The sequence below is a fragment of the Dictyobacter arantiisoli genome (genome assembly GCF_008326305.1).
Classification (GTDB): Bacteria; Chloroflexota; Ktedonobacteria; order Ktedonobacterales; family Ktedonobacteraceae; genus Dictyobacter; species Dictyobacter arantiisoli.
Genome location: NZ_BIXY01000032.1, coordinates 1 through 24,422, shown reverse-complemented (window position 1 = coordinate 24,422; position 24,422 = coordinate 1). Strand labels below are relative to the sequence as shown.

The 24,422-nt window shown below is 50.8% G+C and carries 15 protein-coding genes; 3 read left to right on the top strand and 12 right to left on the bottom strand.

Annotation, left to right across the window (positions count from 1 at the left end; translation table 11 throughout):
- Positions 1 to 154: 154 nt before the first annotated feature.
- The 5 genes from F1593_RS12190 to F1593_RS12170 form a co-directional block, all read right to left on the bottom strand.
- Positions 155 to 643, bottom strand: coding sequence for a transcriptional regulator (locus tag F1593_RS12190; protein WP_149401841.1), 489 nt, complete (start codon positions 641 to 643; stop codon positions 155 to 157).
- A 332-nt stretch (positions 644 to 975) separates the two neighbouring features.
- Positions 976 to 3,462, bottom strand: coding sequence for a penicillin acylase family protein (locus F1593_RS12185; protein ID WP_149401840.1), 2,487 nt, complete (start codon positions 3,460 to 3,462; stop codon positions 976 to 978).
- A gap of 171 nt (positions 3,463 to 3,633) precedes the next feature.
- Positions 3,634 to 5,058, bottom strand: coding sequence for a cysteine--tRNA ligase (gene cysS, locus F1593_RS12180; protein ID WP_149401839.1), 1,425 nt, complete (start codon positions 5,056 to 5,058; stop codon positions 3,634 to 3,636).
- A gap of 567 nt (positions 5,059 to 5,625) precedes the next feature.
- Positions 5,626 to 9,213, bottom strand: coding sequence for a methionine synthase (gene metH / locus F1593_RS12175; RefSeq protein ID WP_149401838.1), 3,588 nt, complete (start codon positions 9,211 to 9,213; stop codon positions 5,626 to 5,628).
- 126 nt (positions 9,214 to 9,339) lie between these two features.
- The gene (locus F1593_RS12170; RefSeq protein ID WP_149401837.1) at positions 9,340 to 9,870 is read right to left on the bottom strand and encodes a type 1 glutamine amidotransferase domain-containing protein; all 531 of its coding nucleotides are present in this window, start codon (positions 9,868 to 9,870) and stop codon (positions 9,340 to 9,342) included.
- A 242-nt stretch (positions 9,871 to 10,112) separates the two neighbouring features.
- Here F1593_RS12170 and F1593_RS12165 point away from each other — a divergent pair, with 242 nt between their 5' ends.
- Positions 10,113 to 11,273 (top strand): carboxylate-amine ligase, encoded by a 1,161-nt coding sequence (locus F1593_RS12165; RefSeq protein WP_149401836.1) that lies wholly within the window; start codon positions 10,113 to 10,115, stop codon positions 11,271 to 11,273.
- A 229-nt stretch (positions 11,274 to 11,502) separates the two neighbouring features.
- On the opposite strand, the gene F1593_RS12160 is transcribed toward F1593_RS12165, so the two are convergent.
- From F1593_RS12160 to F1593_RS12150, 3 genes are all read right to left on the bottom strand, one after another.
- Entirely contained in the window at positions 11,503 to 12,687 is a 1,185-nt protein-coding gene (locus F1593_RS12160; protein WP_149401835.1) for an aminotransferase class V-fold PLP-dependent enzyme, read from the bottom strand.
- Positions 12,688 to 12,774: 87 nt separating this feature from the next.
- A complete protein-coding gene (locus F1593_RS12155) occupies positions 12,775 to 13,212 on the bottom strand; it encodes a YbjQ family protein (protein WP_149401834.1) in 438 nt (145 codons plus the stop codon).
- Between the two features lie 118 nt (positions 13,213 to 13,330).
- Positions 13,331 to 14,980 (bottom strand): mucoidy inhibitor MuiA family protein, encoded by a 1,650-nt coding sequence (locus F1593_RS12150; RefSeq protein WP_149401833.1) that lies wholly within the window; start codon positions 14,978 to 14,980, stop codon positions 13,331 to 13,333.
- Positions 14,981 to 15,343: 363 nt separating this feature from the next.
- Between F1593_RS12150 and mutS the strand changes: the two genes are divergently transcribed.
- Both mutS and mutL read left to right on the top strand, forming a co-directional pair.
- Positions 15,344 to 18,058 carry a DNA mismatch repair protein MutS gene (gene mutS / locus F1593_RS12145; protein WP_172632073.1) on the top strand — a complete coding sequence of 905 codons (2,715 nt, stop codon included), beginning with the start codon at positions 15,344 to 15,346 and terminating at the stop codon, positions 18,056 to 18,058.
- The gene (gene mutL, locus F1593_RS12140; protein ID WP_149401831.1) at positions 18,058 to 19,845 is read left to right on the top strand and encodes a DNA mismatch repair endonuclease MutL; all 1,788 of its coding nucleotides are present in this window, start codon (positions 18,058 to 18,060) and stop codon (positions 19,843 to 19,845) included. Before mutS ends, mutL begins: the two co-directional genes overlap by 1 nt.
- A 198-nt stretch (positions 19,846 to 20,043) precedes the next feature.
- On the opposite strand, the gene F1593_RS12135 is transcribed toward mutL, so the two are convergent.
- From F1593_RS12135 to F1593_RS12120, 4 genes are all read right to left on the bottom strand, one after another.
- A complete protein-coding gene (locus tag F1593_RS12135; protein ID WP_149401830.1) occupies positions 20,044 to 20,916 on the bottom strand; it encodes an RHS repeat-associated core domain-containing protein in 873 nt (290 codons plus the stop codon).
- A gap of 435 nt (positions 20,917 to 21,351) precedes the next feature.
- The gene (locus F1593_RS12130; protein WP_149401829.1) at positions 21,352 to 22,014 is read right to left on the bottom strand and encodes an RHS repeat-associated core domain-containing protein; all 663 of its coding nucleotides are present in this window, start codon (positions 22,012 to 22,014) and stop codon (positions 21,352 to 21,354) included.
- 691 nt (positions 22,015 to 22,705) lie between these two features.
- Entirely contained in the window at positions 22,706 to 23,338 is a 633-nt protein-coding gene (locus F1593_RS12125) for an RHS repeat-associated core domain-containing protein (protein WP_149401828.1), read from the bottom strand.
- A gap of 519 nt (positions 23,339 to 23,857) precedes the next feature.
- Positions 23,858 to 24,422 (bottom strand): RHS repeat-associated core domain-containing protein (locus tag F1593_RS12120; RefSeq protein WP_149401827.1); only part of this gene is annotated, 565 nt, incomplete at its 5' end.

The window sequence follows — 24,422 nt, the reverse complement described above, 5'->3', positions numbered from 1 at the left end:
AGGAAACTGCGCCTGGTATAAACGAGCCTCAGAACCGAGGCTAGAACAACTATCTGCGCGATAGTTTCTTTTCTATGCATCTCCTACATGGTATAGACGACGCATCGGGCTGAAAATACAATTGATAAAAAGGTACTGGTATTTTTGTGTCTCTTTAGTCTTCTTCGTATTCTTCTTGCATATCTAGTGCATCGATAATCGCATCGAGTTCTTCAATTGACAGTTCCATAAAGGTGCGAAAGGCGGCGAGATAGCGCCGTGGTTCTTCTACTTCTGAGAGAATTTGTAACAGATCATGTAACACTGGTTCGGCGCGCCATTCGGATGCACTTGCCATCAGCCAGGTGCTCAGACGATCAGTATCCTGACCCATTTCGGTTTGTAGATCCGTACTGAAATCGGGTGGATCACTCACGAGATAACCAGGATGTACTTTAAAGAAACGCGAGAGCAGATCACGGCTGGAGGCGGTCAGATGAACCCTCTTTGAGCTTTCAAGCTGTGAAAGATATGCCTGACTGATACTCACCCCCAGTTCCTGCTGCATCGTTTTGACGACTTCCATTTGTGTCATTGGGCGATTAAACCCTCGTAATTCCCCTTCGACTTCACGTAAATGTTTAATCTTCTCCGCTAGATTCATAATAATCCTCATAACTATTTGCTATAAGCAGTATAGCTTTCTGTTATTTCCTTGTCAAGAGCAAACAGCGGTGATTTTGTATTTGATAGGACTGAGAAGAATATTTGCTTCAATAGTAGAGATATCAGCAGGTGCTGAAGGCGCGAAAATATAGAGAAAGACTCGAGAAATCAGAGGCCATCAAGTATGTCATTGATGCTATTTGGTGAGAAATGGACAAAAAGAAGGAGGCTCGTTCGCATGTACAAGCCTCTTTTCAAGCGAAGCAGAGCCTGTGACTTACTCTTGCTTCTTACATATGCACAGTATACTTATGATTCATCAATAAACTATCATGGATTTGTAAATTTTTGATCTGGAAAACTTGAGAAAATCTTGGGATTTAAGATGAGTTTCCCTTCACTATTGGTAATGATATCCTTTCGGTCCCGATACATGGGATGAGATGTGCCTTCTAGCCAGAGTGGGATGAAGTCGTCATAGTGCTTACTGGCTGGATGTCCCGATTGGCCTGGTGCATGGATCGCGCATGAGGTACCATTTGGCTGCATGTCGATGATCTGGCGATAAGAGGCGACGACCACAACATTGGTGGGATCATTGAGCGTGGCATGGCTGACATTGACGGTATCCCCATTGCCACCAACCTGGAAGGGACCGCGGTTGAAGCGTGCTGCCAAAGCTTTGTTATTTCCAAGTGGATGTCTGTAGATCATGGTATGGATCAGGCCATATTGCCAGCGTAAGATATTGTTGCCAAGTTTGGCTCTGAGCCCCTCAATGGTGGCATCAAAAGCGCGCTCAAGTGCCATCTTCCAACTGGTAGGTCCATTGGGAAGGGCTGAATGGCTAAACCATGCATCATCCTGTCTCCGCAGGAGGCGAATCAGCAAGGGAATATCTCGATTGCGATAGCCATTGGCATCACCCAATGCACCCTGGCTCTTTCCCTGATAATATTGAAGCAGTTCTTCGTCGTCGCCGATGATAGCATCCAGGACGATACGTTCCAGGGTGCGCAAGAAGGTGGTATAGAGGCTGGCTCCGATGCTATCCGTCTTGATCTGATAATCCCAGGCTTGCAAGATCTCATGGGTGGCCCGTTTGATGCCTGTCGTGGCCTCAAGCTTGAGGATCATTGGAACGATTTCTTGCGCCGGTAACGCATATTGATCGTTTTGAATAGCACCCATGTCATCCACTGTGAGCTTTTCCTTACTGACCAGCAGATCCTTGATGCGTTGAGCACGATAGCCATTCACCCATTCGTGGCTGATATAGTAAGGATACGTATCGTCGATAACGCGATTGTTGGCCGTGACAATAAAATGCTCGGCAGGATTATAGCTCTGGGGCAATTCATTGAAAGGGATCAGTCCAGTCCATTCATATGCGCCGGTCCAGCCAGGGACAGGAAGCAGGGCCTGCCCCTGTTCACGGATAGGGATGGCTCCTGCCATGATGTAGCCGATATTGCCAGTGGTATCAGCGTAGACAATATTTTGTGGTGGCGCATCCCAATCGTGCAAAGCAGTCCGAAATTCATCCCAATTGCTGGCGCGATTCAACTGGCGGATGGCGGTTAACATCGTATTGGAATCAAAGGCTGTCCAGCGTAACGCCAGTGGCTGTTCTACTGTACCTGCTTCAAATGCGTTTGCTAAGGATTGTGCCAGGGATGGCATGTAGGTGATGATAGGACCATGCCGGGTGACGCGCACCTCTTCAATACAGGGAGTATCCTGTCCTTTGACGATGATCTCTTCGCGAAAGATCTGGGCTTCTTCCCATTGTCCGGCGAACTCGTAGCGGCCCGGTTGTTCAGGATCGAATTTCTCAATATACAGATCTTGAATATCTGAGACGGCGTTGGTGACGCCCCATGAGATATGTTTATTACGGCCAATAATGATACCGGGTGCACCTGGAAAACTGGCTCCACTTACATCCATATCAGCGCTAATCAGATGGCACTCAAACCAGATTGAGGGCGTCGTCTGTTCCAGATGAGGATCATTACAGAGGATAGGGGAGCCGCTCTGTGTCATACTGCCATCCACTACCCAGTTATTACTGCCGCCCTGCGAACCCAGACCGCTCAGATTGCGGATCTGCTCATATTGTTCGAGCAGTCCCAGATTGGTGCCCTGATAGGCAACCCCCGAAGGGATAATCAATGGATGTTGGGGATCGTAGCCCGCTTCCAGTTGCGCGGTGCGTTCTACCCCCAGCTTCGCCACCAGACGCGCACGGATCAACTCGGATTCCCAATTGCCGCTCAGGCTCCAGGCCTGGAGTTTCCCCCATTGGATCACATCCGCGATCTTCCATGCTTCAGGCTGGTAGCGCAGTAGCGTAAATTCAATCGGCAGTTGCTTGCTGTTCTGCTCAATAAAGCTGTTGATACCGCGTACATAAGCTTCTACGATACGCAGATCTTCGGGATTAAGTTTGGAAACTTCTGCAGCTGCGATGCGATGCATGCCAAGACGGCGGCAGAAACGATCGGTTTTCAGCGTCACGTCACCGAAGATTTCTGAGAGGCGCCCGCTCCCAATGCGACGATTGAGATCCATTTGCCAGAGGCGCTGTTGTGCGTGGATATAGCCCTGCGCATAATAGAGATCGTCATCATTCTGGGCATAAATATGGGGAACACCGAAGCGATCAGTTAGCACTTCGACCGTCGCATGTAATCCAGTCAGTTGCTGTGTGCCGCTACTGGCAGGAGCACGCCGCCGGGCCAGCTCAAAACTGCTATTCACAAACGCCGTAACATTGGCTGTCTGGGTGCGTGTCTTTTGCCACCAGGATGCCATCCGCTTCTCCTTTACTGGAAGAAAGACCACCAGGATAATAGTGGCACTACTATCTTACAAGGCATGGATAGCGGCTTGATAGCGCAAACTATCCATGTCTTGTATTGTAGCCCAATCCGATTCCACATGCCAGTTGCGTTATATGGGTATTTGGTCTGTCAGGCAACGTATCTACACCAGTTGCGTACCCTGTGGGGTATCGCGTACTTCGAAGCCCAGATCCTTCAAGGCATCGCGCAGGCGATCAGACTCTTTCCAGTTGCGGGCAGCGCGGGCGTCGTCGCGTTGACGTACCAACTCTTGCGCATCCTCGCCAATTGTCACTGGAGCTTTAGGAACAACCGTATCGAGCTTCAGTCCCAACACGCGATCAAAGTCCAGCACAAGATGTCGGCGTTCGGCAGGCTCGATCTTATTGGTACGGGCCGCCTCGCGGGTGATACTGAGCGCGGTCGGGAAATCCAGATCGTTATTGATTGCATCATGGAAGGCGGCATGGAACTTCTGGGCTTCCGTGGACCAGGCGGTAGGTGCCTCGGTGATCGGGAGTTCGGCCAGATCAGAGCGCAGATTATTCAAGGCATTCTGAGCGGCATTGATCGAGTCATCCGTAAAATTGAGCTTCGAGCGATAGTGAGCGGTCAGCAAGAGATAGCGATAGGCCATCGGCTCAATTCCACGCTCTTTCAGGTTCTTGAGGAGCAAGACATTGCCGACCGAGCGGGACATTTTGCTATTCCCGAAGTCCAGAAACTCGTTATGCACCCAGTATCGTACCGGTTGCTTACCCGTTGCACCCTGGCTCTGCGCGATTTCGTCCTCATGATGCGGGAAGACCAGATCGATACCGCCCGTATGGATATCGAACTGCTCGCCCAGGTATTTGGTCGCCATCGCGGAGCACTCTATATGCCAGCCAGGGAAGCCAGTTCCCCAGGGACTCTCCCAATTCATCTGCCGGGTTGCATCACCATGTTTCCAGAGCGCGAAATCCTCAGCGTTCTGTTTATCCTCGGCTACCTCCATCTGCACGCGCCCATGTCCACCCAAGCGCAGATTCTCTACCGTATTACCAGAGAGCGCGCCATAATTAGCGAATTTACTAACCGCGTAATAGACATTTCCATCACTCTCATAGGCCAGGCCATTTTCAATCAAGCGCTCTGTAATCGCAATCATCTCCTGGATATGATCGGTCGCGCGCGGCACCTGGTGGGGTGGCAGGATATTCATCTCATCGCTATCTTCCAGATACTGTCTGGTATAGAAGGCCGCGATTTCCTGGGCCGAACGTCCTGTCTCACGTGCCTCATGTTCCAGCTTATCCTCTCCACCGCGTGTATCGTCGTTATCATGTAAATGCCCGACATCCGTGATATTGCGCACCAGCGTTACATTGTAGCCATTATACTCAAGGACGCGCCGCAGCCAGTCTGTGGTCGTAAATGAGCGCAGATTGCCAATGTGGATATCTTTATAGACGGTAGGGCCGCAGTTATAAATGCCTACATTGGGGGCATTCAGGGGTTGAAACAGATCTTTGGTTCGTGTCAGGGTGTTATATAGATAGACTGGTTTGTCTGGAAGGTTCGTCATGAGCTGATCTCCTCTATCTTTATGCTATTGCTTGCGTTATGGTGTGCCTGGTATGTCTGGTGTGTTTAGTACGTTAGCAAGCGCAAGGCTGGCTTTTATGTATGTCTGTATGCTTGTTCGTGTACAGGATAAAACCATCTGGAGTGGTAGCTCAGGCAGAAGACGTGTGGGGAAGGGATAAACTGGTTGGAGAACACGCCAATACGTTTACAGAGGGCTGAGCTACTGCTGGATGCTGCCTCTGTAAACGTAGCGACAGGTACAGGTGTGTCGGTATAGGTTAACGTTCACATCTAACTCCAACGAAAAAGGATCTGGCTGAATTATTTCTCGTTCAGTATAGCATAAAAGTCGCATCAGGTATAGGGGGTCTGATGAGTATCATCCCACTTCGCCTCAAAGTGGGATGATACTTCTGTCTGTTTTTCATGATTTTTCGAACCTGCGGTGCTCAGGATCTATAATTACTGTGATGCATCAAAGACTCCTAGGAGTCTTTGGTGCATCACAGTAATTATAGGATAAGAAAAAACATCATACGCCCGTTTTTATTGTAATTGTACACCACTACACACCAACGGCTTCGCTGGCTTCGGCGCGGACGGCGAAGTAGACGGCTTGCTGATGATGGACGACGATGGCGGCTGTGGTTTGCTCGGGATCAAACTGGTAGGCTTCGGTGAGATTGACTCCGATGCTTTGCTTGACCGGCATGAGCTTGAAGAGTTTCTCATGATCGGCGAGTTCGGGGATGGCGGCATAGCCCCAGCTATAGCGGCGGCCACGGGCCTCATCCTGTTCAATCCTCAGTTCGCGGCGGATCAGGCGGTTGGTGTATTCCGCTAATCCTTCGGCCATTTCTACCGCCAGACCATGCAGGAAGTAGGCCTCTGAATAGTTCCCTTGATCCTGTAGGGCCTGAATGGCATCGCTGGCGGATTGCCCCATCGTGACGACCTGCAAGGGCACGACGTCGACCTGTCCACTCTGCACAGAGGCGAAGTAGTCTGCGAGACAGAGACGGTCACGTTCGGCCTGCCGGGGGAAGCTAAAACGGGATATTTCGTTGCGTGCTCCATTTTGCTGATAGGCGACTGGATCATAGATAATCACTTCATTGCCGTTTGATTGGCAGGGATAGTAGCCGTAAATGACGGCAGGATGCAGGCTGCGCTGTTGACGAACTTCGCGCAACATCCTTTCCAGCCGAGGTTCAAAGTCCTGCTTGATGAGTTTCTCAAACTCCGCCCCATGTGATTTGCCGCCCCAGTGCAGGCGATACAGCGTCTTGAAGTCCATACACGCGGCCACATCTTCCAATCCAATACGCTCCAGGACACGTGGTCCCCAGAAGGGTGCTTTAGGAATGGACAATGCGGGCTTGATGCTGCTGGATGGTGTGGTCATATCCACACCGGCCGTTGGACTGGCAACCGTTGGTTTGTTCTGTTTCTTCAGGCGCTCATTGAGGGCCTCAAGCTGGTTTTTACCTACAAACGCTGCGCGCTCTTCAGGTGAGTTAGTCAGCTTATCCACGATATCCAGTCCTTCGAAGGCGTCACGGGCATAGAAGACACCGGCCTCATAGGGACGTGGTTCGGTCTGGGCTGCCTGATCGTCGACAAAGAGGATACGTCGGCCATAGGAACGGTTGATGGCCGCTCCGCCAATAATCACCGGGAAGTTGAGATGGCGCTTATCCAATTCTTTAACGCAGAGTGGCATCTGTTTGGAGGTACTGACCAGCAGGGCCGAGAGTCCAATCACATCCGCATTCACCTCGATAGCTTTTTCGAGAATGGTGTTGAGCGGTACCTGTTTGCCGAGGTCATAGACGGTATAGCCGTTGTTGCTCAGGATGGTATTGACGAGGTTTTTGCCGATATCGTGGACATCTCCGAAGACGGTTGCCAGGACAACTTTACCCTTGGTATAGCCTTCCTGCTTCTCCAGATAGCGTTCCAGATGGGCGACCGAGCGCTTCATCACTTCAGCGGATTGCAGTACAAAGGGCAGGATCAATTCGCCAGCGCCAAAGCGATCACCGACATCTTTCATGGCGGGAAGCAGGACCGTATTTAGCACATTGACGGCGGCGTCATTGGTTGGCATGCTCAGGCTCTCGCTGCGTTCCACGATAACCTGATCGATGAGTGGCTCGATGCCTTCTTTGCGCCGATGCAGGATTTGCCAGTGAATTTTCTCGGCCACATTCATGCCTTCGGTTGGATCAACCTTTTCGTCGCCCTCACTTTTCTGTGGTCCATGCGCTTCAAAGTAGGCGATATAGCGGGGCAAGGCATCTGGCCGATTGAAGATCAGATCATCGGCAAGCTGGCGTTGTTCCTGGTCGATTTCCGCATAGGGTTTGATATGGGTGGGATTAACAATCGCCATATCCAGACCCGCTCGGATGGCGTGATAGAGGAAGACGCTATTCAGGACGGCGCGGGCATGCTGCTTCAAGCCGAAGGAGCCATTGCTGACACCCAGGATCGTCATAACACCGGGCAGTTCAGCCTTGATCTGTTTAATGGCATCCAGGGTCTCAATCGCCGCCGTCTGTAGATCTTCCTGTCCAGTCGTGATCGGGAAGGTCAGAGCATCAAAGATCAGCGAGTTCGGGGCCAGGCCATATTCGTTGACACAGATATCATAGATCTTATGGGCAATCTCGACTTTACGCGCCGTCGTCTTGCCCATGCCGATCTCATCGATGGTGAGCGCGATCACCGCTGCGCCGTGTTCGATCGCCAGCGGCACTACACTGTCGATACGCTGGCGGCCAGTCTCCATATTGATCGAGTTAATGATCACGCGACCGGGAGCGATCTCCAGGGCGGCCTTGATCACATTGGCTTCGGTACTATCGATCACCAGGGGGGCTTCCAGGCCCATCGAGAGTTTCTTGACCAATGTTGCCATTTGCACATCCTCATCGGTGCGCTCAGTCAGAGCTACCTGGACATCTAGCACATGGGCACCGCCCTCGACCTGCTCACGTCCAATTGCCAGCAGGGTATCATAATCATCGGCGAGCAGGGCCTGTTTCGCCTTACGGCTGCCTGTGGCGTTAACGCGCTCACCCACAATCAAAGGAGCAGGACTCTGCTGCATATCGGTGGCGCGGATACCGCTGGAGACGGCGGGGAGAATGATGTCCTGGAAGCGTTTGTTGAGGATGTTCTGGTCGGCGATGGGACGGGCCTGACGGGGGGCATTGCGACAGGCTTGCACAATAGCACGTAAATGCTCATGGCTGCTGCCACAACAACCTCCAATAATATTGACTCCAAACTCCGTCACAAAGTCCAACAACGCCTGCGCCATTGGCTCTGGCTCCATAGGATAGACTGCCTGCCCATTCACATTCAGAGGGATACCCGCATTGGGGATGGTCGAAATGGGGAGTGGACAGTTCTCGGCCAGAAAGCGCACTGGTTCGCGCATATGCTCTGGACCCGTGGAACAGTTCAGGCCCACGATATCCACCCGCAGGGCGACCAGCGTTGTCATCACCGCCGCGATATCGGTACCCAGCAACATACGTCCACTGGTATCCAGTGACACCTGAGCCTGGATCGGCACCTCGCGACCCTCATCCTCCATCGCCTTACGCAGACCTGTGATTGCAGCGCGCACCTCAAGGATATCCTGGCTGGTCTCAATGATAAAGACATCCACGCCACCCTGAAGCAGGCTACGGCCCTGCTCGCGGAACAGCTCAAGCAACTGCTGATAGGTAATATTGCTCAGCAGAGGATCATCCGAGGAGGGCAACATACCGGTAGGGCCGACCGAGCCAGCCACAAAGCGAGGTTGTTCTGGCGTGCTATAGCGATCCGCCACCTTACGAGCGAGTTGTGCCGCCGCAAAATTAATCTCATGTGTCAGATGTCCCAGGCCATACTCATCCAGTTTCAGGCGGCTGGCCGTGAACGAATCGGACTCGATAACATCGCACCCAGCCTCCAAAAAGCCTGCATGGATCTCCTCGATAACCGATGGCTTCGTCAAAACGAGGTACTCATTGCACCCCTCAGTCTTAGCACCGCCATAATCCTCGGCGGTCAGTTCATAGCGTTGAATATTGGTTCCCATCGCTCCATCATAGATTAAAATATGTTGGGCCAGGGCAGCGAGAAATTGGCTCATGTTCCCTCCGGACACTTGGGATTGCGATCTTATAAGTAATTAGAGCATTGTAACTATGTATTGCTGTAGTATTTTTACCGCCGGTCATGCCACGGTGACACAACCGGCAGGATTAACTAGCCAGAATTAATTTTGTGCTGTAGCCAGAGCATCTACCAGTTCATGGCAGAAGGCTGGTATATCTTCGACAACGCGGCCCCAGACAAAATGCCCCTCGCGGAAGGCGGGCACATCCACCCAGATCCCACCGGCGTTGGTAATATCATCCTTAATGCCTTTTGAGCCGGTTGCTTTCTGTCCATGTAGAATACCGGCGGAGATGGGGACCCATCCACCGTGGCAGATCGTACCAATAATCTTGTGTTGGGTATGCATCTCGCGTACCAGTTGCAGTACGCGCTGGTTTCTACGCAACTTATCAGGAGCCCAGCCACCAGGGATCACAAGTCCATCCAGATCGGCGGCACCTGGGGCCTCATCAATACTCACATCCGGCGTCATCTCAAGTCCATGTTTGCCATGCACCGTCTGCTTATCGAGACCAATCACGATCACCCGAGCACCCTCTTCGCGCAGGCGCATAACCGGCACCCAGAACTCCAGATCCTCAACCTCCTGGGCTACAAAATATCCGATGGTTTTTCCTTGTAGGCGCATAGTGAACCTCTCTTTGGTGTATCTATCGTATGGTGCATTATACCATGCGCTCCATGCCTTACTGATAAGCTATGTACTAGATTAGAGCTGAAGTGCCAGGAAAATGTTTCGCTTATCCCATCTATCATTTTCAGCACTGGAGGATAATCTGGAAACCCAACTATCGTTTGAATCGTGAGAAAGGGTAAGAGTACATGTGTAATTGAACAGCGACGCACTAGCTTTGAGGAGAGGTGTTGGCGATGGAAAAACGTTTTATGCTTGGTATTGAGGAAGAATTTCAACTTGTGGATGCTCAGACAGGAAAACTGGCTTCGCGTGCGCAGGGAATTCTGGATAAGGGCGCGCCTATTTTTGAAGAGCAGATTAAGCCCGAAATGTTGCAATCCGTCTTAGAGTTTGTCTCGCCGATCTTGCCGGATATCAGTGCTGCACGTATGGAATTGTATACCTCACGGGCATTGATGGCCCAACTCTTACAAAAAGAACAGCTGGCATTGATCAGTGCAGGCACGCATCCCAGCTCATCCTGGCATGAGCAGAAGCCTACACCCAAAGAGCGTTATCAGGAACTGGAAGAAGAATATCAGGATATCGCGCGCTCACTTTTAATCTTTGGCCTGCATATCCATGTCTCTTTGCCAAAGGAACAGTCAATCAAGATCATGAATCAGGTGCGTACCTGGTTACCCCATATCCTGGCCCTTTCAACCAACGCGCCTTTCTGGGGTGGACGCATGACGGGCATTAAATCCTATCGTTCGGTGGTCTGGAAACGTTTCCCGCGCAGTGGAACGCCTGACATTTTTAAGGACCGCGCCCATTTTGATCACTTTGTGGATGATCTGGTTGAAATGGAATGTATCGACAATGGTAAAAAGATCTGGTGGGATATTCGTCCGCATCCCTTCTTCGATACTATCGAGTTCCGCATCTGTGATATGCCAGCTACCATTGAGGATACACTGGCCCTGGCCGCTCTCTGCCAGAGCCTGATCGCGAAACTTGTTCAACTGGATGAGCGCGGTAAGGAAGTACCAGTGCTGTCTCGTGACTATATTGACGAGAACAAGTGGCGGGCGATGCGTTACGGCCTGGATGCCGAGGTGATTGATTTTGTAAAACGTAGCCATCTCTCGATGCGCGATGCGATTCGCGAAATGCTAGCCTTTATTGATGATGTTGTGGATGAACTGGGCAGTCGCCGTGAAATCGAGTATCTCCACAAGCTCCTCGACGATCCACGTGGCACCGGAGCTGATCGGCAGATAGCTATCTTTGAGGATACCCATGATGCCAACAAAGTCAGCCAATTCCTGATCGAACAAACCATGCAAGGAGTTCAATTGGATGACGCCATGCTCAACGACAAATTCCTCCGCTTCATAGGTAAAACCGTTTAGTGAACGAAAATCAAGACAAAAAACGTAGGTGCGTGCCAAGGCCGCAGCCGAGGTGCGCTTTCCCGTTCATCGTAGGATATGCTTGCCCGTAGGCTCATCCGTCTTACCCGGAGGCATCACAACGCGTTGGGGTGAGCATATCCTACGATGAACGGGAAAGCGGGACTCACATGCGTTCGTGCCGCACCTATGTTTTTGTTCTTTTTTATCTAATGGGTAGTTTAACTCATTAGATGGCTGCGAGCTTGTCGATGGCCTGACAGAAGCGGGTGATCTCTTCGTCTGTGTTGTAGTAATGGACCGAGGCGCGGATCATAGTGGTCAGTCCTCTGGCCTCCAGATCCAGGCGAGTTGAACTGCGCTGGGCGATGGAGACGTTGATGCGTTGCGCGTTGAGCTGTTTTTGGATGTCTACTGGATCGACGCCATCAATGGTGAAGGTGACAATTCCACACTGAGTAATGCCGCGATCATGGACGATGACCCCTGGAATGGCTGTGAGCCGGGTGCGCAGTCGATATGCCAGCTCTTTGATCCGTCTCCAGATCGTATCCATACCCCAATCCAGGGCATAATCGATGGCAGTGACCAGACCAATCCTGCTGGCATAATTGGCTTCAAAAGCTTCGAAGCGGCGCGCATTAGAGACCATTTCATAGCGATCCCGCGCTACCCAGGTAGCGGCATGCATATCCAATGTTGCTGGTTCTATCTGTTCAATCAAGCCCTGGCGTACATATAAAAAGCCGGTGCCGCGTGGTGCGCGTAAGTATTTACGACCCGTGGTGGAGAGCATATCGCAGCCGATTTTCTGTACATCGATTGGCATCTGTCCCACGGATTGGCAGGCGTCGACCAGATAGAGGATACCGGCCTCGCGTGCCACGTTGCCGATAGCTTCAATTGGATTTACCAGCCCGCCGCTGGTGGGAACATGCGTGACGGCAATCAGTTTGACGTGTTCATCAATGGTGTTGCGCAATGCCTCTATCGAAAGTTGTCCATATTCGTCATCGGGAATAGCTTCGACGACGGCTCCGGTGCGCCGGGTGACCTGTAAATAAGCGATATAGTTACTGGCATATTCAGCCATTGAAGTCAAAATACGATCACCCGGCTTGAAGGGAATCGAGTAAAAGGCGGCATTCCAGGCGGCGGTGGCGCTCTCCAGAAAGGCGATCTCATCGGATGAGGCATTGATCAGTTGGGCGGCGGCGGCATAGCCATGCTCCAGAAGGTCTTGTTGCTGATCGAATGCTTCGTAGCCGCCGATTTGCGCTTCCAGTTGCAGATGTTCAATCGTTGCGTCGAGTACGGGTTGTGGCATCAATGAAGAGCCAGCGTTATTGAAATGCAGGATATTGGCGCTAGCTGGCGTTGCGCTGCGGGCACGGTCGATATCAAAAGAAGGCATGATCCACTCCTCGGTTTTAATCTTGTTTGTATTGTAGCAGATCATGCCTCGCTTATTGAAGGCCTTTTCTATCCTGAAAATAGCTGGTTAGTTGGTAGGAATTACCACTTTGCCCTGATTGGTGGGAGGCAGATTAGGCCCTGCGCCGACGTAGCGTACAGCGGTACCAATAGCTGTGACTTCCATCCACTCATTGTTGTGCATGAATTCGACTTTAATATCGACGCCGATCACGCCATCGGCACCCAATTGATCCGCCTCAAATTGCATGCGGCTGATCGCCAGTTCGCGTGCCTGATACATCAGCTCGGAATATTCTTTTAGCTCGCCCTGGAAGTTGCCTTTAATGCCAACCAGCCAGTTGCGTACCGCGCCCATTGAATAAATACAGTTGCCTACTACCAGGCCCATAGGTTGAAAGCCTTTATCCACCACCAGCCAGAATTCCTGACCACTGAGGTCAGAGGTAAAAGCCCTGCCGCGATAACCTGGTCGCACTTCCATTGCGTTGCGTGGTCCAGCCATAGGTTTGCTCGCTCCTTTGTTGCGGTGATTATCCCGCGTATAGTGATCAATTTGATTAAAAGAATCATGTGTTACTATAAACGAAACTGCAGGGCTTTTTTCAAACGGTTATGATAGGCTATGGCAGGCCAACGACGCGCAGGCTCTGGGGATGTTCAACGGTAAAGCGATACTCGATAATTTGCTCTCCATTGGCGGGTAGTGTGAATTCCCAGGTGAGCAGTTCAAGCTTGCTACGTTCAATTGGCTGGGGCGTGATGCTCTGCACTCTGACTTTGATGCGTTCATGTTGTGGAACCGGGATGTGGTCGCGCACGATAACCTTGCGCGGCGCGGCCGCATAATTGTAGATATTGATGCGATAGGCATAGGTGCTGCGGCGAATATCTCCCTGCAAGAGATTTCCTTTATCGACGGCACGCTCGGTTGGTTCACGTTTGATTTTAAGGCTGTCATCGATGCCCAGGAAGACTTTGAATTCTTCACGGGAGGCGGTGAAGGCCAGGGCGGTGGTGCCGACATATTCCGCGCCCAGGAAGATGCTGGCCTGACCTTCGAGCAGGGTGCGTTCCGTTGAATTGATAATCGTGGCTCGCAGGTGGGCATTGGTCTCCAGGGCGGGGGCACTGACATAATCGAATTCACAGGGGAGATCGTCGCGTGCAATGGTTGTTTTATGCGGCGAGTTGTCTGATGGAATGTCGATGGAGCGGCTGATGTGAAAGACGAGGGCGGTGCCACTTTTTTCGATCGTGGCAATGGCAACTTCGGCTTCCACCAGTTCAGGGGTTGGTGGCTCCATCTGATCGAGTTCGAGACTCTCAGAATCTGCTGTACTCGAAAGAAGGGCGTTCTTCTTAGCATGGGGGACGGTAGAACCTCGTCCATAGGACGACATGGGCGCGGCGGCTGGCACTGCCATGGGGCGTGGGGGGGGATTATATTCTCTCAAATACCAGGGTTGTAATTCTGGTAAGATGGCGGCCAGACTGGGACGGGCTGTTGAGAGCGATAGTTCGGCATTCTCCCAGTTCTCTCCGGTCGATTGTTGTACCATACCGATATAGGTGAGCTCGACGCTCCCGCGATTTTGTGTCTCATCTCGCTGGACACGGATATCGTATTGAGGATACCAGGAGGCGTTGCGCACCAGATAGGAGATTTCAAGTTCGAGATCACCTGCGCTGGCCAGTTCGACAGCGACAATCGCTGCCTGGCGATCCGCCAGGATGAGATCTCCCTGACGCTGATTAAAGGCGCGCTTCTTGGCCTCTACCTGCTGCTGAATCCGCTGCATATCCACTTCCAGATCCAGGGCAGACTCGGCATCCAGCGCGGCCTGGGATGACATATACTGGAAAAAGTCCGCGCAATCTTTGGGGGTCATCTGTCCCTGTGCCAGACCGCGGGCGAAGTCTTTGGATTGTTCACCCAGTGCACGGAGCCATTGGCGGCGATCATGCAAGGCATCCTGTTTGGCCTGTAAGATCTGGCGCTGCTGTTGGAGATCCTCCAGATCTGTTTGAAGCTGTTCGAAATCCTTCTCGGGCGGGCGAGGATTAAAGGCTGTGGTGACATCCACATTCAGGATGCGTGTGCCTTGTGGACCACGGCCGGAGGCGCGCAGCGAGTCGCGCAAAAAGGGGGGGAGATTATTGATACGTAGCTCATGTTCGCCTGCTTCAAGCGTGATTTTCCCCCGTCGTGTGATTAAAGCTCGATCTGAATATACTGTGACGGCTGTAATTGGTGCAGCGATATCTGTCATCTTAGATCAAAATCCTTCTTCTGGTTTCTGGCATTCAACCTGTGTGATCCAACTTGCGCTTTAGTGAGATGAGCAATGCTCGTAGCAATAGCAGTGTCTCTGACTGCCTGTCTCTGCCGGTTCCACGGAGGTCTTGTTTATGCTCATAGTCCCTATTATGCAATACGCGATACGCTTAAAAAAGTTTTGTCTTCTCTTTTTTTCGCGCTCTAACTAGCCCTTTTTTCTGTTCTTGCTGTAGGTCTGCTTTCTTCGTCGCTTCAGCAAGTTCCGCCTTTTGACAATGGGCACAGAATACGGTAATGTACAGATGTTCGCTGTTAGAACCAATATGTCCTTTGTGCTATGTTGAGGTGTGTTGCCATGTCTGCTCTGTCGAGTCTGAGTCCTGCTCGCAAACAATATCTGGAGTTCAAAAAACAATTCCCCGACGCGATCCTCATGTATCAGGTGGGCGATTTCTTTGAGACCTTTGATGAGGATGCGTATATTACTGCGCGTGAATTGCAGATTGTGCGTACCACACGCAGCTATAGCAAAGGGAAGGAGCGTGTGCCCCTGGCGGGTATTCCGGTGCATGCTCTGGATAATTATGTGGGGAAGCTGATTCAGCGTGGCTATAAAGTAGTGATCTGTGAGCAGCAAGGCGAAGCGAAGGGGAGGGATGTAGTCGAGCGGGCGGTGACACGTATTTTGACCGCCGGGACGCTCTCAGAACCTGATCTCTTGCCAGTACGCCAGAATAATTATCTGGTATCCATTGCGCCTGGCCGCCAGCAAACGGGACTGGCTGCCGTCGATGTCAGTACCGGCGAGTTTATGGTAACCTGGTTCAGACCTGACGAATTGCCGCTGGCATTGGATGCTGAATTGCAGCGCCTCGCGCCAGTCGAGTGCCTGCTGGTCGAGAATAGCGATGCCTCATCCTATCAGTTTCCCAGCCACAACCTTACTGTAACTTATTGTCCGCCCTATTTTTATCAGCAGGAGGCCGCGCAACAGCGTTTATGCCGTCTGTTTGGGGTGCAATCCCTGGAGGCGTATGGCTGTGCGCGGGAGCCGCAGGCAATTGCGGCGGCGGGTGCTATCGTGGCTTATCTCGATAAAATGAATCCTTCCTTACTTTCTCTGCTGACGGCTTTGTATTCCTATCGTACAGATAACTATATGGTGTTGGATGCGCATACGCAACGCAATCTGGAATTGTTACAGGGTGCGCGTAGCGGTTCGTTGCAGGGAAGTCTGCTGGGTGTGCTGGATCGCACTATTACACCGATGGGTGCCCGTCAGATGCGGCGGACAATTACACAGCCGCTATTGGATCTTCAGGAATTACAGGCGCGTCTACGCAGCGTTGAAGAGCTTTATGAGAACCCTGCTATTCGCAGCCGTTTCTCATCCTGCTTGCAGGAACTGGGGGATCTGGAACGCGTCTCCGGGCGTATCCGGCAGGGGACAGCGGTGCGCAATGAGGTGTTGGGCCTGCGTGAATATCTGGCAGTCTTGCCTACGGTACGCGATCTTTTGCAGAGCTGTGAAGCTCCGCTCTTGCTGGAGATGGCCGAGGAACTCGATCCCTGTCCCCAGGTCAGCGCTTTGATCGGTCAGGCGTTGCTGGGACGCGATGAGGAAGGTGAAGAGGGCGATGAGGGACGTTTGATCCGTCCCGGCTATCATGCGGAACTGGATGCCTTGTATGATGCGATTCGGGACTCGCGCCGCTGGATGATCTCGCTTGAGTTGCGTGAGCGGCAACGAACAGGTATTCGTGCGCTCAAAGTGGGATTTAATAAGGTCTTTGGCTACTATATCGAAGTCAGCAATGCTAATCTCAAGTTTGTTCCCGATGATTATATGCGCAAACAGACGCTGGTCAATGCCGAGCGCTATATTACGCCTGAGTTGAAAGAGCATGAGGCGCGTATCCTCAGCGCCGTTGAGCATATTGAAGAGATGGAACGCGGCATCTATGCGGATGTGTTGCGCCAACTGGCGATGCATTATCAAGCTCTGATGACAAGCGCGGCCCTGATCGCTCGTCTCGATGTATTGTTGAGTTTTGCTGAAGTCGCCGCCCATCAGGGCTATGTACGACCAGTTTTGGAACAGGGCCAGCGTTTAGATATCCTGGGAGGCCGTCATCCTGTCGTCGAGTATACCCTGGATGGCGATGTCTTTATTCCCAACGATACTCATCAGGAGGCCGAGCAGGGGGAGCGTATCCTGCTGTTGACCGGACCCAATATGGCGGGCAAGTCAACCTATCTGCGGCAGGTAGCTTTGATCGCTTTACTGGCGCAGATCGGAAGCTTTGTGCCCGCACGTCAGGCACGTATTGGTCTGGTGGATCGCATCTTCACCCGTGTTGGTGCGGAAGACGATATCGCCTCTGGCAAGAGCACCTTTATGGTGGAGATGGAAGAGACGGCGACAATTTTGCATCACGCCACCAGCCATAGCCTGATCATCCTGGATGAGATTGGCCGTGGAACCAGCACCTATGATGGGCTGGCAATTGCGCGCGCGGTGGTTGAATATTTGCACAATGAGGTCAAGGCCCGCACCCTGTTCGCGACCCACTATCATGAACTGGCGGTGCTGACCGATGAATTGGAACATCTACGCGTCTATACCGTTGCGATCAGCGAGGATGAGCAGAGCGAGATTGTCTTTCTGCATCGTGTGGTTCCTGGTTGTGCTACCAGGAGTTTTGGGGTACATGTCGCCAAACTGGCCGGTATGCCGCCCTCGCTTGTCCAGCGGGCCGAAAAGGTCCTGCAACAATTGGAAACAGGCAAGCATATTTATCCAGTCATATCCAGCGAACGGCCTGAGAAGCGTTCCTCGGCGCGCATAGCTGAAACCTCCGCACCATATTACGCGCAGAATGGTGCACAGCCAGTTACGCCTTCCGCCGCAACGTTTGCCTGGCAGAGTGCTGAGGCGCGCAGCATCGCTCTCTTGCTCGAACAGGAAGACCAGGAGGCTGCACTGGATACGATCGATGTCTATGCGATCACACCGCTCGATGCTTTGAATTTGTTGTTTTTACGTCAGAAAAAGAAGAGATCTTATTGATGAGTCAATTGTCGGATGCTTCAGGATCGTATCCCGCTTTTGAGCGCGTGCCATTGCATCTTTTACCACCGGCCGTAGCTGAACGCATTGCCGCCGGTGAAGTTATCGAGCGCCCAGCCTCCGTTGTGAAGGAGTTGCTTGAGAACGCCCTGGACGCCGTCGCACAGGAGATTCGTATTGAGGTGCGCGGTGGGGGATTACGCCTGATCCGCGTGAGCGATGATGGACATGGCATTCCTGAAACAGAACTTGCGCAGGTCTGTATCCGCCATACCACCAGTAAGATTCAGAATTTTGAAGATCTGGAGCATTTGCATACGCTGGGTTTTCGTGGCGAGGCTTTAGCCAGTATCGCCACCATCTCCGAGCTGACAATCTTGAGTCGAGCCAGCGAGACCGAAATGGATGAACTGATGCAGCCCGCGCTCTGGATTACATGGCGCGGCGGCGAACAAATCCAGCGTGGACACCGTGCCCGTCCCCATGGCACCACCATCACCGTCTCAGACCTCTTCTACAACGTACCGGTCCGCCTGGGATATAGTAAAGCGGCTCGCACCGAGAATGGACATATCATCCAACTGGTCCGGCGCTATGCCATTGGATATCCCGGCATTCGTTTTACGCTGCGCATTGACGAGCACAACGCCGTTCAGACCAGTGGGAGTGGGGATCTCGCCACCGCCCTGACCGAACTCTATCATCTCTCCCTGAGCGGCCTATTGCACGATATCCTTGCCACTGACGAGCAGCACTACCGCATCCACGGCATCATCGGCAATCGTGTCCTCGCGCAGAATAGTCGACAATACATCACCCTCTTCGTCAATGGACGCCTCATCCAATCCAGAGCCATCCAGGACGCCCTTGAGCGCGCCTATCGCCCCTTATTGCCCAAAGGCAAGCATCCTTTACTGAGCTTGTTTATCGACGTGCCACCTGAAGAGATCGATGTCAACATCCATCCCGCCAAGACAGAGATCCATTTCTTGCACGAGGGACTGCTCAAAGAGGCCCTCACCGCCGCTCTCAAAGCCGTATTGGAACGCGTACCGGCTTCAGCCCTGGCCCCGGACAGTATCCCATTTCCTGGACCGATTATTGGCAACCAGCACCGTCTCCCGGGACCCCGGCGGCACGGCCTGCATGTCGCTGAAAGCGCTGAAGGACAGTATCTTGAAAGTCTGGCACCCGCCAGCCCCGCCGTGATTGCCAGCCTGCATCCGCTAGCACAACTGCAACAGGCCGTCATCCTCGCCGAAGCCCCGGATGGCAGCCTCTATCTGATCGATCAGCACCGCGCCCATGAGCGCGCCATCTATGAACACCTGCGCAGCACCTATAGTGGCATCTCGGACGTAGAGGCTGAAAACAATGCCCATCTGCTCCTCGAACCAGTGATGATCGAAATGAAGCGCTACGAAGCCGATTTATTGGAGCAACGCCTTCCCAACCTGCGCAGCCTGGGTATCGATTGTGAGCGTTTCGGAGGACGCAGCTTCCTGGTCCGCTCCGTGCCTGTCAGTCAGGGGAGCGAGCAATTGGTCGCCCATCTGCAAGAGCTGGCAGAAATCGCCGCAGAAGACAGCACCGAATGGGAAGATCAGCTCTTGATCGGCCTGGCCTGCCACTCCGCCCTGCGGCGGGGGCGCGAACTCAGCATTGGCGAGCAACGCACCTTGCTCAAAGCCCTCTCCAACGCCAGCGCCCCCGCCGTATGCCCACATGGTAGCCCCATCCTCCTGCACTACAGCCGCAACTTCCTGGTCAACAAATTCGACTGGTAGCCTCTCTTCTCAGGCTGCTGGTTATAGCACCTCGCCTTGTTTTAGCTGATCCTTTGTGAAGATCGCCACCAAAATAAAAACTGCTAAGGTATGCCCAATTAATACATACTAATATTTTTACGTGCTGTACCAATTATACAGAATATGTGAAGATATATAATATATATCCACGCATATTCTGTATTAAATCATATTATTTTATGCTTTGGCACAAATGAAACCTGCTATTCCTCCATTTGCTGATGGAAAAAAACCTTTAAATGCTGTCCCAAGAGCATCTCCGGCAAAATTTCCTATTGCATCTCCAGCGGGGGCGAGGAATGGCCCTAGTGTGGTAACAAGTGCTCCTGTGATGGCTCCTCCTAAAGCCCCACAACCAGCATCTTTAAGCAAAGCCCCTCCACTGTCTCCAGCCTGTAAACCTGACCAGACGCCAACAATTGCTCCAACAGCAACCCCGGCAAGAAAGTCAAGGGGTGTTAGAGCGCCACTCGGATCGACATTATTCACCGGATTATTATCCGCATAGACATATGGGTTGGCCTTGAGTGCCTCCTGTAAGCTGCCACCGATCGGTGTTGCCTGTGTCCAGCGACCGAACTGTGGATCGTAGTAACGAATGCCAAACTTGGTGAGCCCGGTGGTGCTATCATAGTAGCCGCCAGCATATTGCCAGGGATTGGCAACGGTGCCACTCTGCGAGGAGATGCCACCAAAGGGATCATAGTCAATGTGCTTGACTTGATTGCCGGCACTATCAGTCATGCCCACGATGGAGCCTCGCCCATCAAAGAGATAGTAGGAGACTTTGCCATCCGGGGTGCGTTCACTATTGAGCATGCCACAGCTACAGCGGACATACTCGTAGGTGGTTCCTCCTACATTCTCGCTGCTCAGTCCCAGGCCGGTATAGACGGCTGTGTTCCCCGTATTCGTAACGCGCTGTGACTGATCCGTGCCGCTATAGCCATAGCTATAGCTGGTAGATGAGCCAGGAGCCGTTCCCGTAGCATTTTTGCCTTGCTCAAGCGAAGTTTTTTGCAATGGATACGGCGCATATTCGAAATACATTGATTGTCTATATTTACCACTATTCGATCAAGAAGTCCTGTATGCATCTGAGTAGTTACTTAAACACCTTATTTTTTGCTTCTCTTCCTGTTATTGTGCATTAAGTTTAGAAAAGGAGTAGCAATAAGCATTATAACCCACAAACTAATCCAAAGAGGACTCAATTGTGAATAAATGGTAGAAAGTCTCAAGCACAAAAAAGTGCCAAAAACCGCACCGAGTCCATAGAGTATAAGAGATTCTGATACTTTTGGGTAACGCTTAGCTGTCAGCAAAGCACCCACAATACTTACCACAGCTATTATTCCAAATAGAATAAGTGCATTTAGGCTTCCAAAAAAGTGCATGATATTTTATCCTTGTCTACAGGTCCAGGAAGCAACACATATGCGTTGCTCCCTGAAATAATGTGCTAGCAAAAGCGGTATCGTATTGTTAACACTCTTGAGTTGTCTGTATAATAGAATAAATTCCGAGTACTAAACTTCCTCCAAGGATAGCCCCATCAATAGCAATTCCTACAGGAGAGGCTTCCGTGGCACCTACAGCTGCAGCATCAAGCATATCAGCTGTTACACCTTGTGAAAGTCCAACTTCGCTGCCAGAAGCTACCATACTTGCAAGGTCGTCACCCAATGGCCCACCTAGTGCTTTACTTGTAAAGCTAAGCGTTGTTTGAAATCCCCGTATAACACCCACAGCAGAAAAGAAAGAGCCTAATGCATCTGGTAAACAATCCCTCCCGTCTGGGTCATAATTATTCACAGGATCATTATCAGCATAGACATACGGGTTGGCCTTGAGCGTTTCCTGTAAGCTACCGCCAAAGCTGGCATCACCGCCATCATCCAACCCGGCGACTCCCAACGCGACGAAGAAGCCATTCGCATGGCCAACCGCTACGTCATAGCCATGATCTTCACCGGCAAACGCCACTTCAGACATTAGCAAGAGAATAACAAAAAATGCAGGTGCGGGCAACTTTTCCTTTTGTGCAAGTAAAAGGAGGGCACCTACATGCATCTTTGCTAAGAGAAAGAGATAGTTCTTAAGGGTTTGTTGTGTCTGAGGATGTTCCCTACCCAATTGCCAATTCATTCTTTTACGCTTACTCCCTATCAATTATTTTGGGTCCCACCTGCTTTTTATATCTCTTTATGAAAAAAGGCAACATCATTAAAAACAATGAAATTACAACTAACAATAAATTGATATCAAGGGAAAAGGACTGGAATTTAGTTAAGTAAATATCTATTAATAACCGTATAAAGAAAATAGCTCCAGCTATAATAAATAAAATACCTAATAAAAAGGAAATTATGCCAGTAAAGAGAAATAGCCGCTTTTTAATAATTTTATTCTTTGAAAGTGAAAAAAGTATTGATGCACCATAAGTTAGCTGTATACCTGCTCCTATTATGAAGCCTATGAACAATGCTAAAACATAGGAAAAAGGAGGGCTTACTAGCATTTGAAACATAAACATTTATTCTTCCTAATGAGTAAATAGCACTCTTCGAGTATGGCATAATTTTCTATGATTCGTAAAAAATTTGCTTCTCATCAGAGCGCAGACGCATTGAAACGATTTTTCAGTAGACATACGTCAGTTTGAGTGTAGAACAATGCTATACAGGCAACTGGAATGTCAGGTGCTTATCCACTGTTGTGTGTCGTTCGGTCCATAGCTTAACCGCTAAGGCAGATATAACATTAAAGCCTTAAATCCAAAACATGAGCATCGAAGTTATAAACACATAGTTTTATAACCCCAATGCTCATCTATATTCTAAGAATGTAGGTCGCCACAAGCCCATGCAGCTGCAGCAAGGATGACAATAATAGCTCCTACAACCCCAAGCGTTACTCCAATAGCGTTTAAGGTGGCAGTTCCAAGGGCTGATACTGCACTTGCTGCTGCATCAAAGTCCACTAAAGGATTTTCTGCTGCAGACACAGCAGCACTGGCAGATGCTACTGATAACCAACTTGCAATTGCACTAATAATACCACCTACAATTGCTATTGCTGACCCAATAACAGTCCAAGTACAAAAACTAGGAAATTTTCCTGTGGAATCAATCTCATTGACTGGATCATTATCGGCATAGACATACGGGTTGGCCTTGAGCGTTTCCTGTAAGCTGCCGCCGATAGGTGTCGCCTGGGTCCAGCGGCCGAACTGTGGATCATAGTAACGAATGCCAAACTTGGTGAGGCCGGTGGTGCTGTCATAGTAGCCGCCAGCATATTGCCAGGGATTGGCAACGGTGCCACTCTGCGAGGAGATGCCACCAAAGGGATCATAGTCAATGTGCTTGACCTGGTTACCGGCACTATCGGTCATGCCCACAATGGAGCCTCGCCCATCAAAGAGATAGTAGGAGACTTTGCCATCCGGGGTGCGTTCACTATTGAGCATGCCACAGCTACAGCGGACATACTCATAGGTGGTTCCTGAAACCTTTTCGGTGCTCAGTTCTCAATTAACTGAGCGTCCCTATATATTTTCTTTATCGATGAGAAAGAAAATATATAGGGACGCTCACGACTATTAGAAATAAAAACAAAAACATTAAATAGAAAAATGGCAGATGATAAATGCTAACAATCCCTATTACCACCGTAAGTACAAATGCACTTATCATAATAAATGGTATTATTATGTATTCGTTAAAATGAAATACAATATGAAAACGACGAATCCCGATTATAGTAACTACACCCACAATAGTATACAAACAAAATGCTGTAACAAAAAATGGAATAAGTGAGCTCACGTTTATTTCTCCTTTAGCTATTTTTTATCTAAAAGTCATTTCTCGATTTTACTTCATCTTAGTACTTACATATCTCAATCCTTTAATAAAGCTCGTGATATGTAAGTACTACACAACTGAATATCAGCTAAGAAATCATTTCCCGATTTAAGGAATATGTACTAATAATTTATTTGTTGCCAACCACAACCAGAGGCAACTGAATTCCAGTTATAAACAAAGTTTGCAGCCGTACCAACCCAGAATGCCCCTAAACCAAGCATTGCGACTAGAATACCTATGGCTGCACCTACAGGACCGCCAAGAAATGCTCCAACAACTACATCGGTTCCCATGAGCCAAACGTATCCAGCTACAATAAATGTTTCTGTGCCGATAAACTGTATACTGTTAGTTATAATCGCCCCAAGGCAATTAAAAAAGCCTGCTCCGCTCGTATCAGTCTCATTGACCGGACTATTATCCGCATAGACATACGGGTTGGCCTTCAACGCCTCCTGCAGGCTGCCGCCGATGGGTGTTGCCTGGGTCCAACGGCCGAACTGTGGATCGTAGTAACGGATACCGAACTTGGTGAGTCCAGTAGTGCTGTCATAGTAGCCGCCAGCATATTGCCAGGGATTGCTGACGGTGCCACTCTGCGAGGAGATGCCACCAAAGGGATCATAGTCATAGTGCTCTACCTGGTTGCCAGCACTATCGGTCATGCCCACAATGGAGCCTCGC

Bases quoted from the DNA above. Each gene is read 5' to 3' on its own strand.
- F1593_RS12190 (WP_149401841.1), bottom strand. From the start codon at position 643: ATGAATCTAGCGGAGAAGATTAAACATTTACGTGAAGTCGAAGGGGAA.
- F1593_RS12185 (WP_149401840.1), bottom strand. From the start codon at position 3,462: ATGGCATCCTGGTGGCAAAAGACACGCACCCAGACAGCCAATGTTACG.
- cysS (WP_149401839.1), bottom strand. From the start codon at position 5,058: ATGACGAACCTTCCAGACAAACCAGTCTATCTATATAACACCCTGACA.
- metH (WP_149401838.1), bottom strand. From the start codon at position 9,213: ATGAGCCAATTTCTCGCTGCCCTGGCCCAACATATTTTAATCTATGAT.
- F1593_RS12170 (WP_149401837.1), bottom strand. From the start codon at position 9,870: ATGCGCCTACAAGGAAAAACCATCGGATATTTTGTAGCCCAGGAGGTT.
- F1593_RS12165 (WP_149401836.1), top strand. From the start codon at position 10,113: ATGGAAAAACGTTTTATGCTTGGTATTGAGGAAGAATTTCAACTTGTG.
- F1593_RS12160 (WP_149401835.1), bottom strand. From the start codon at position 12,687: ATGCCTTCTTTTGATATCGACCGTGCCCGCAGCGCAACGCCAGCTAGC.
- F1593_RS12155 (WP_149401834.1), bottom strand. From the start codon at position 13,212: ATGGCTGGACCACGCAACGCAATGGAAGTGCGACCAGGTTATCGCGGC.
- F1593_RS12150 (WP_149401833.1), bottom strand. From the start codon at position 14,980: ATGACAGATATCGCTGCACCAATTACAGCCGTCACAGTATATTCAGAT.
- mutS (WP_172632073.1), top strand. From the start codon at position 15,344: ATGTCTGCTCTGTCGAGTCTGAGTCCTGCTCGCAAACAATATCTGGAG.
- mutL (WP_149401831.1), top strand. From the start codon at position 18,058: ATGAGTCAATTGTCGGATGCTTCAGGATCGTATCCCGCTTTTGAGCGC.
- F1593_RS12135 (WP_149401830.1), bottom strand. From the start codon at position 20,916: ATGTATTTCGAATATGCGCCGTATCCATTGCAAAAAACTTCGCTTGAG.
- F1593_RS12130 (WP_149401829.1), bottom strand. From the start codon at position 22,014: ATGAATTGGCAATTGGGTAGGGAACATCCTCAGACACAACAAACCCTT.
- F1593_RS12125 (WP_149401828.1), bottom strand. From the start codon at position 23,338: ATGCTCAATAGTGAACGCACCCCGGATGGCAAAGTCTCCTACTATCTC.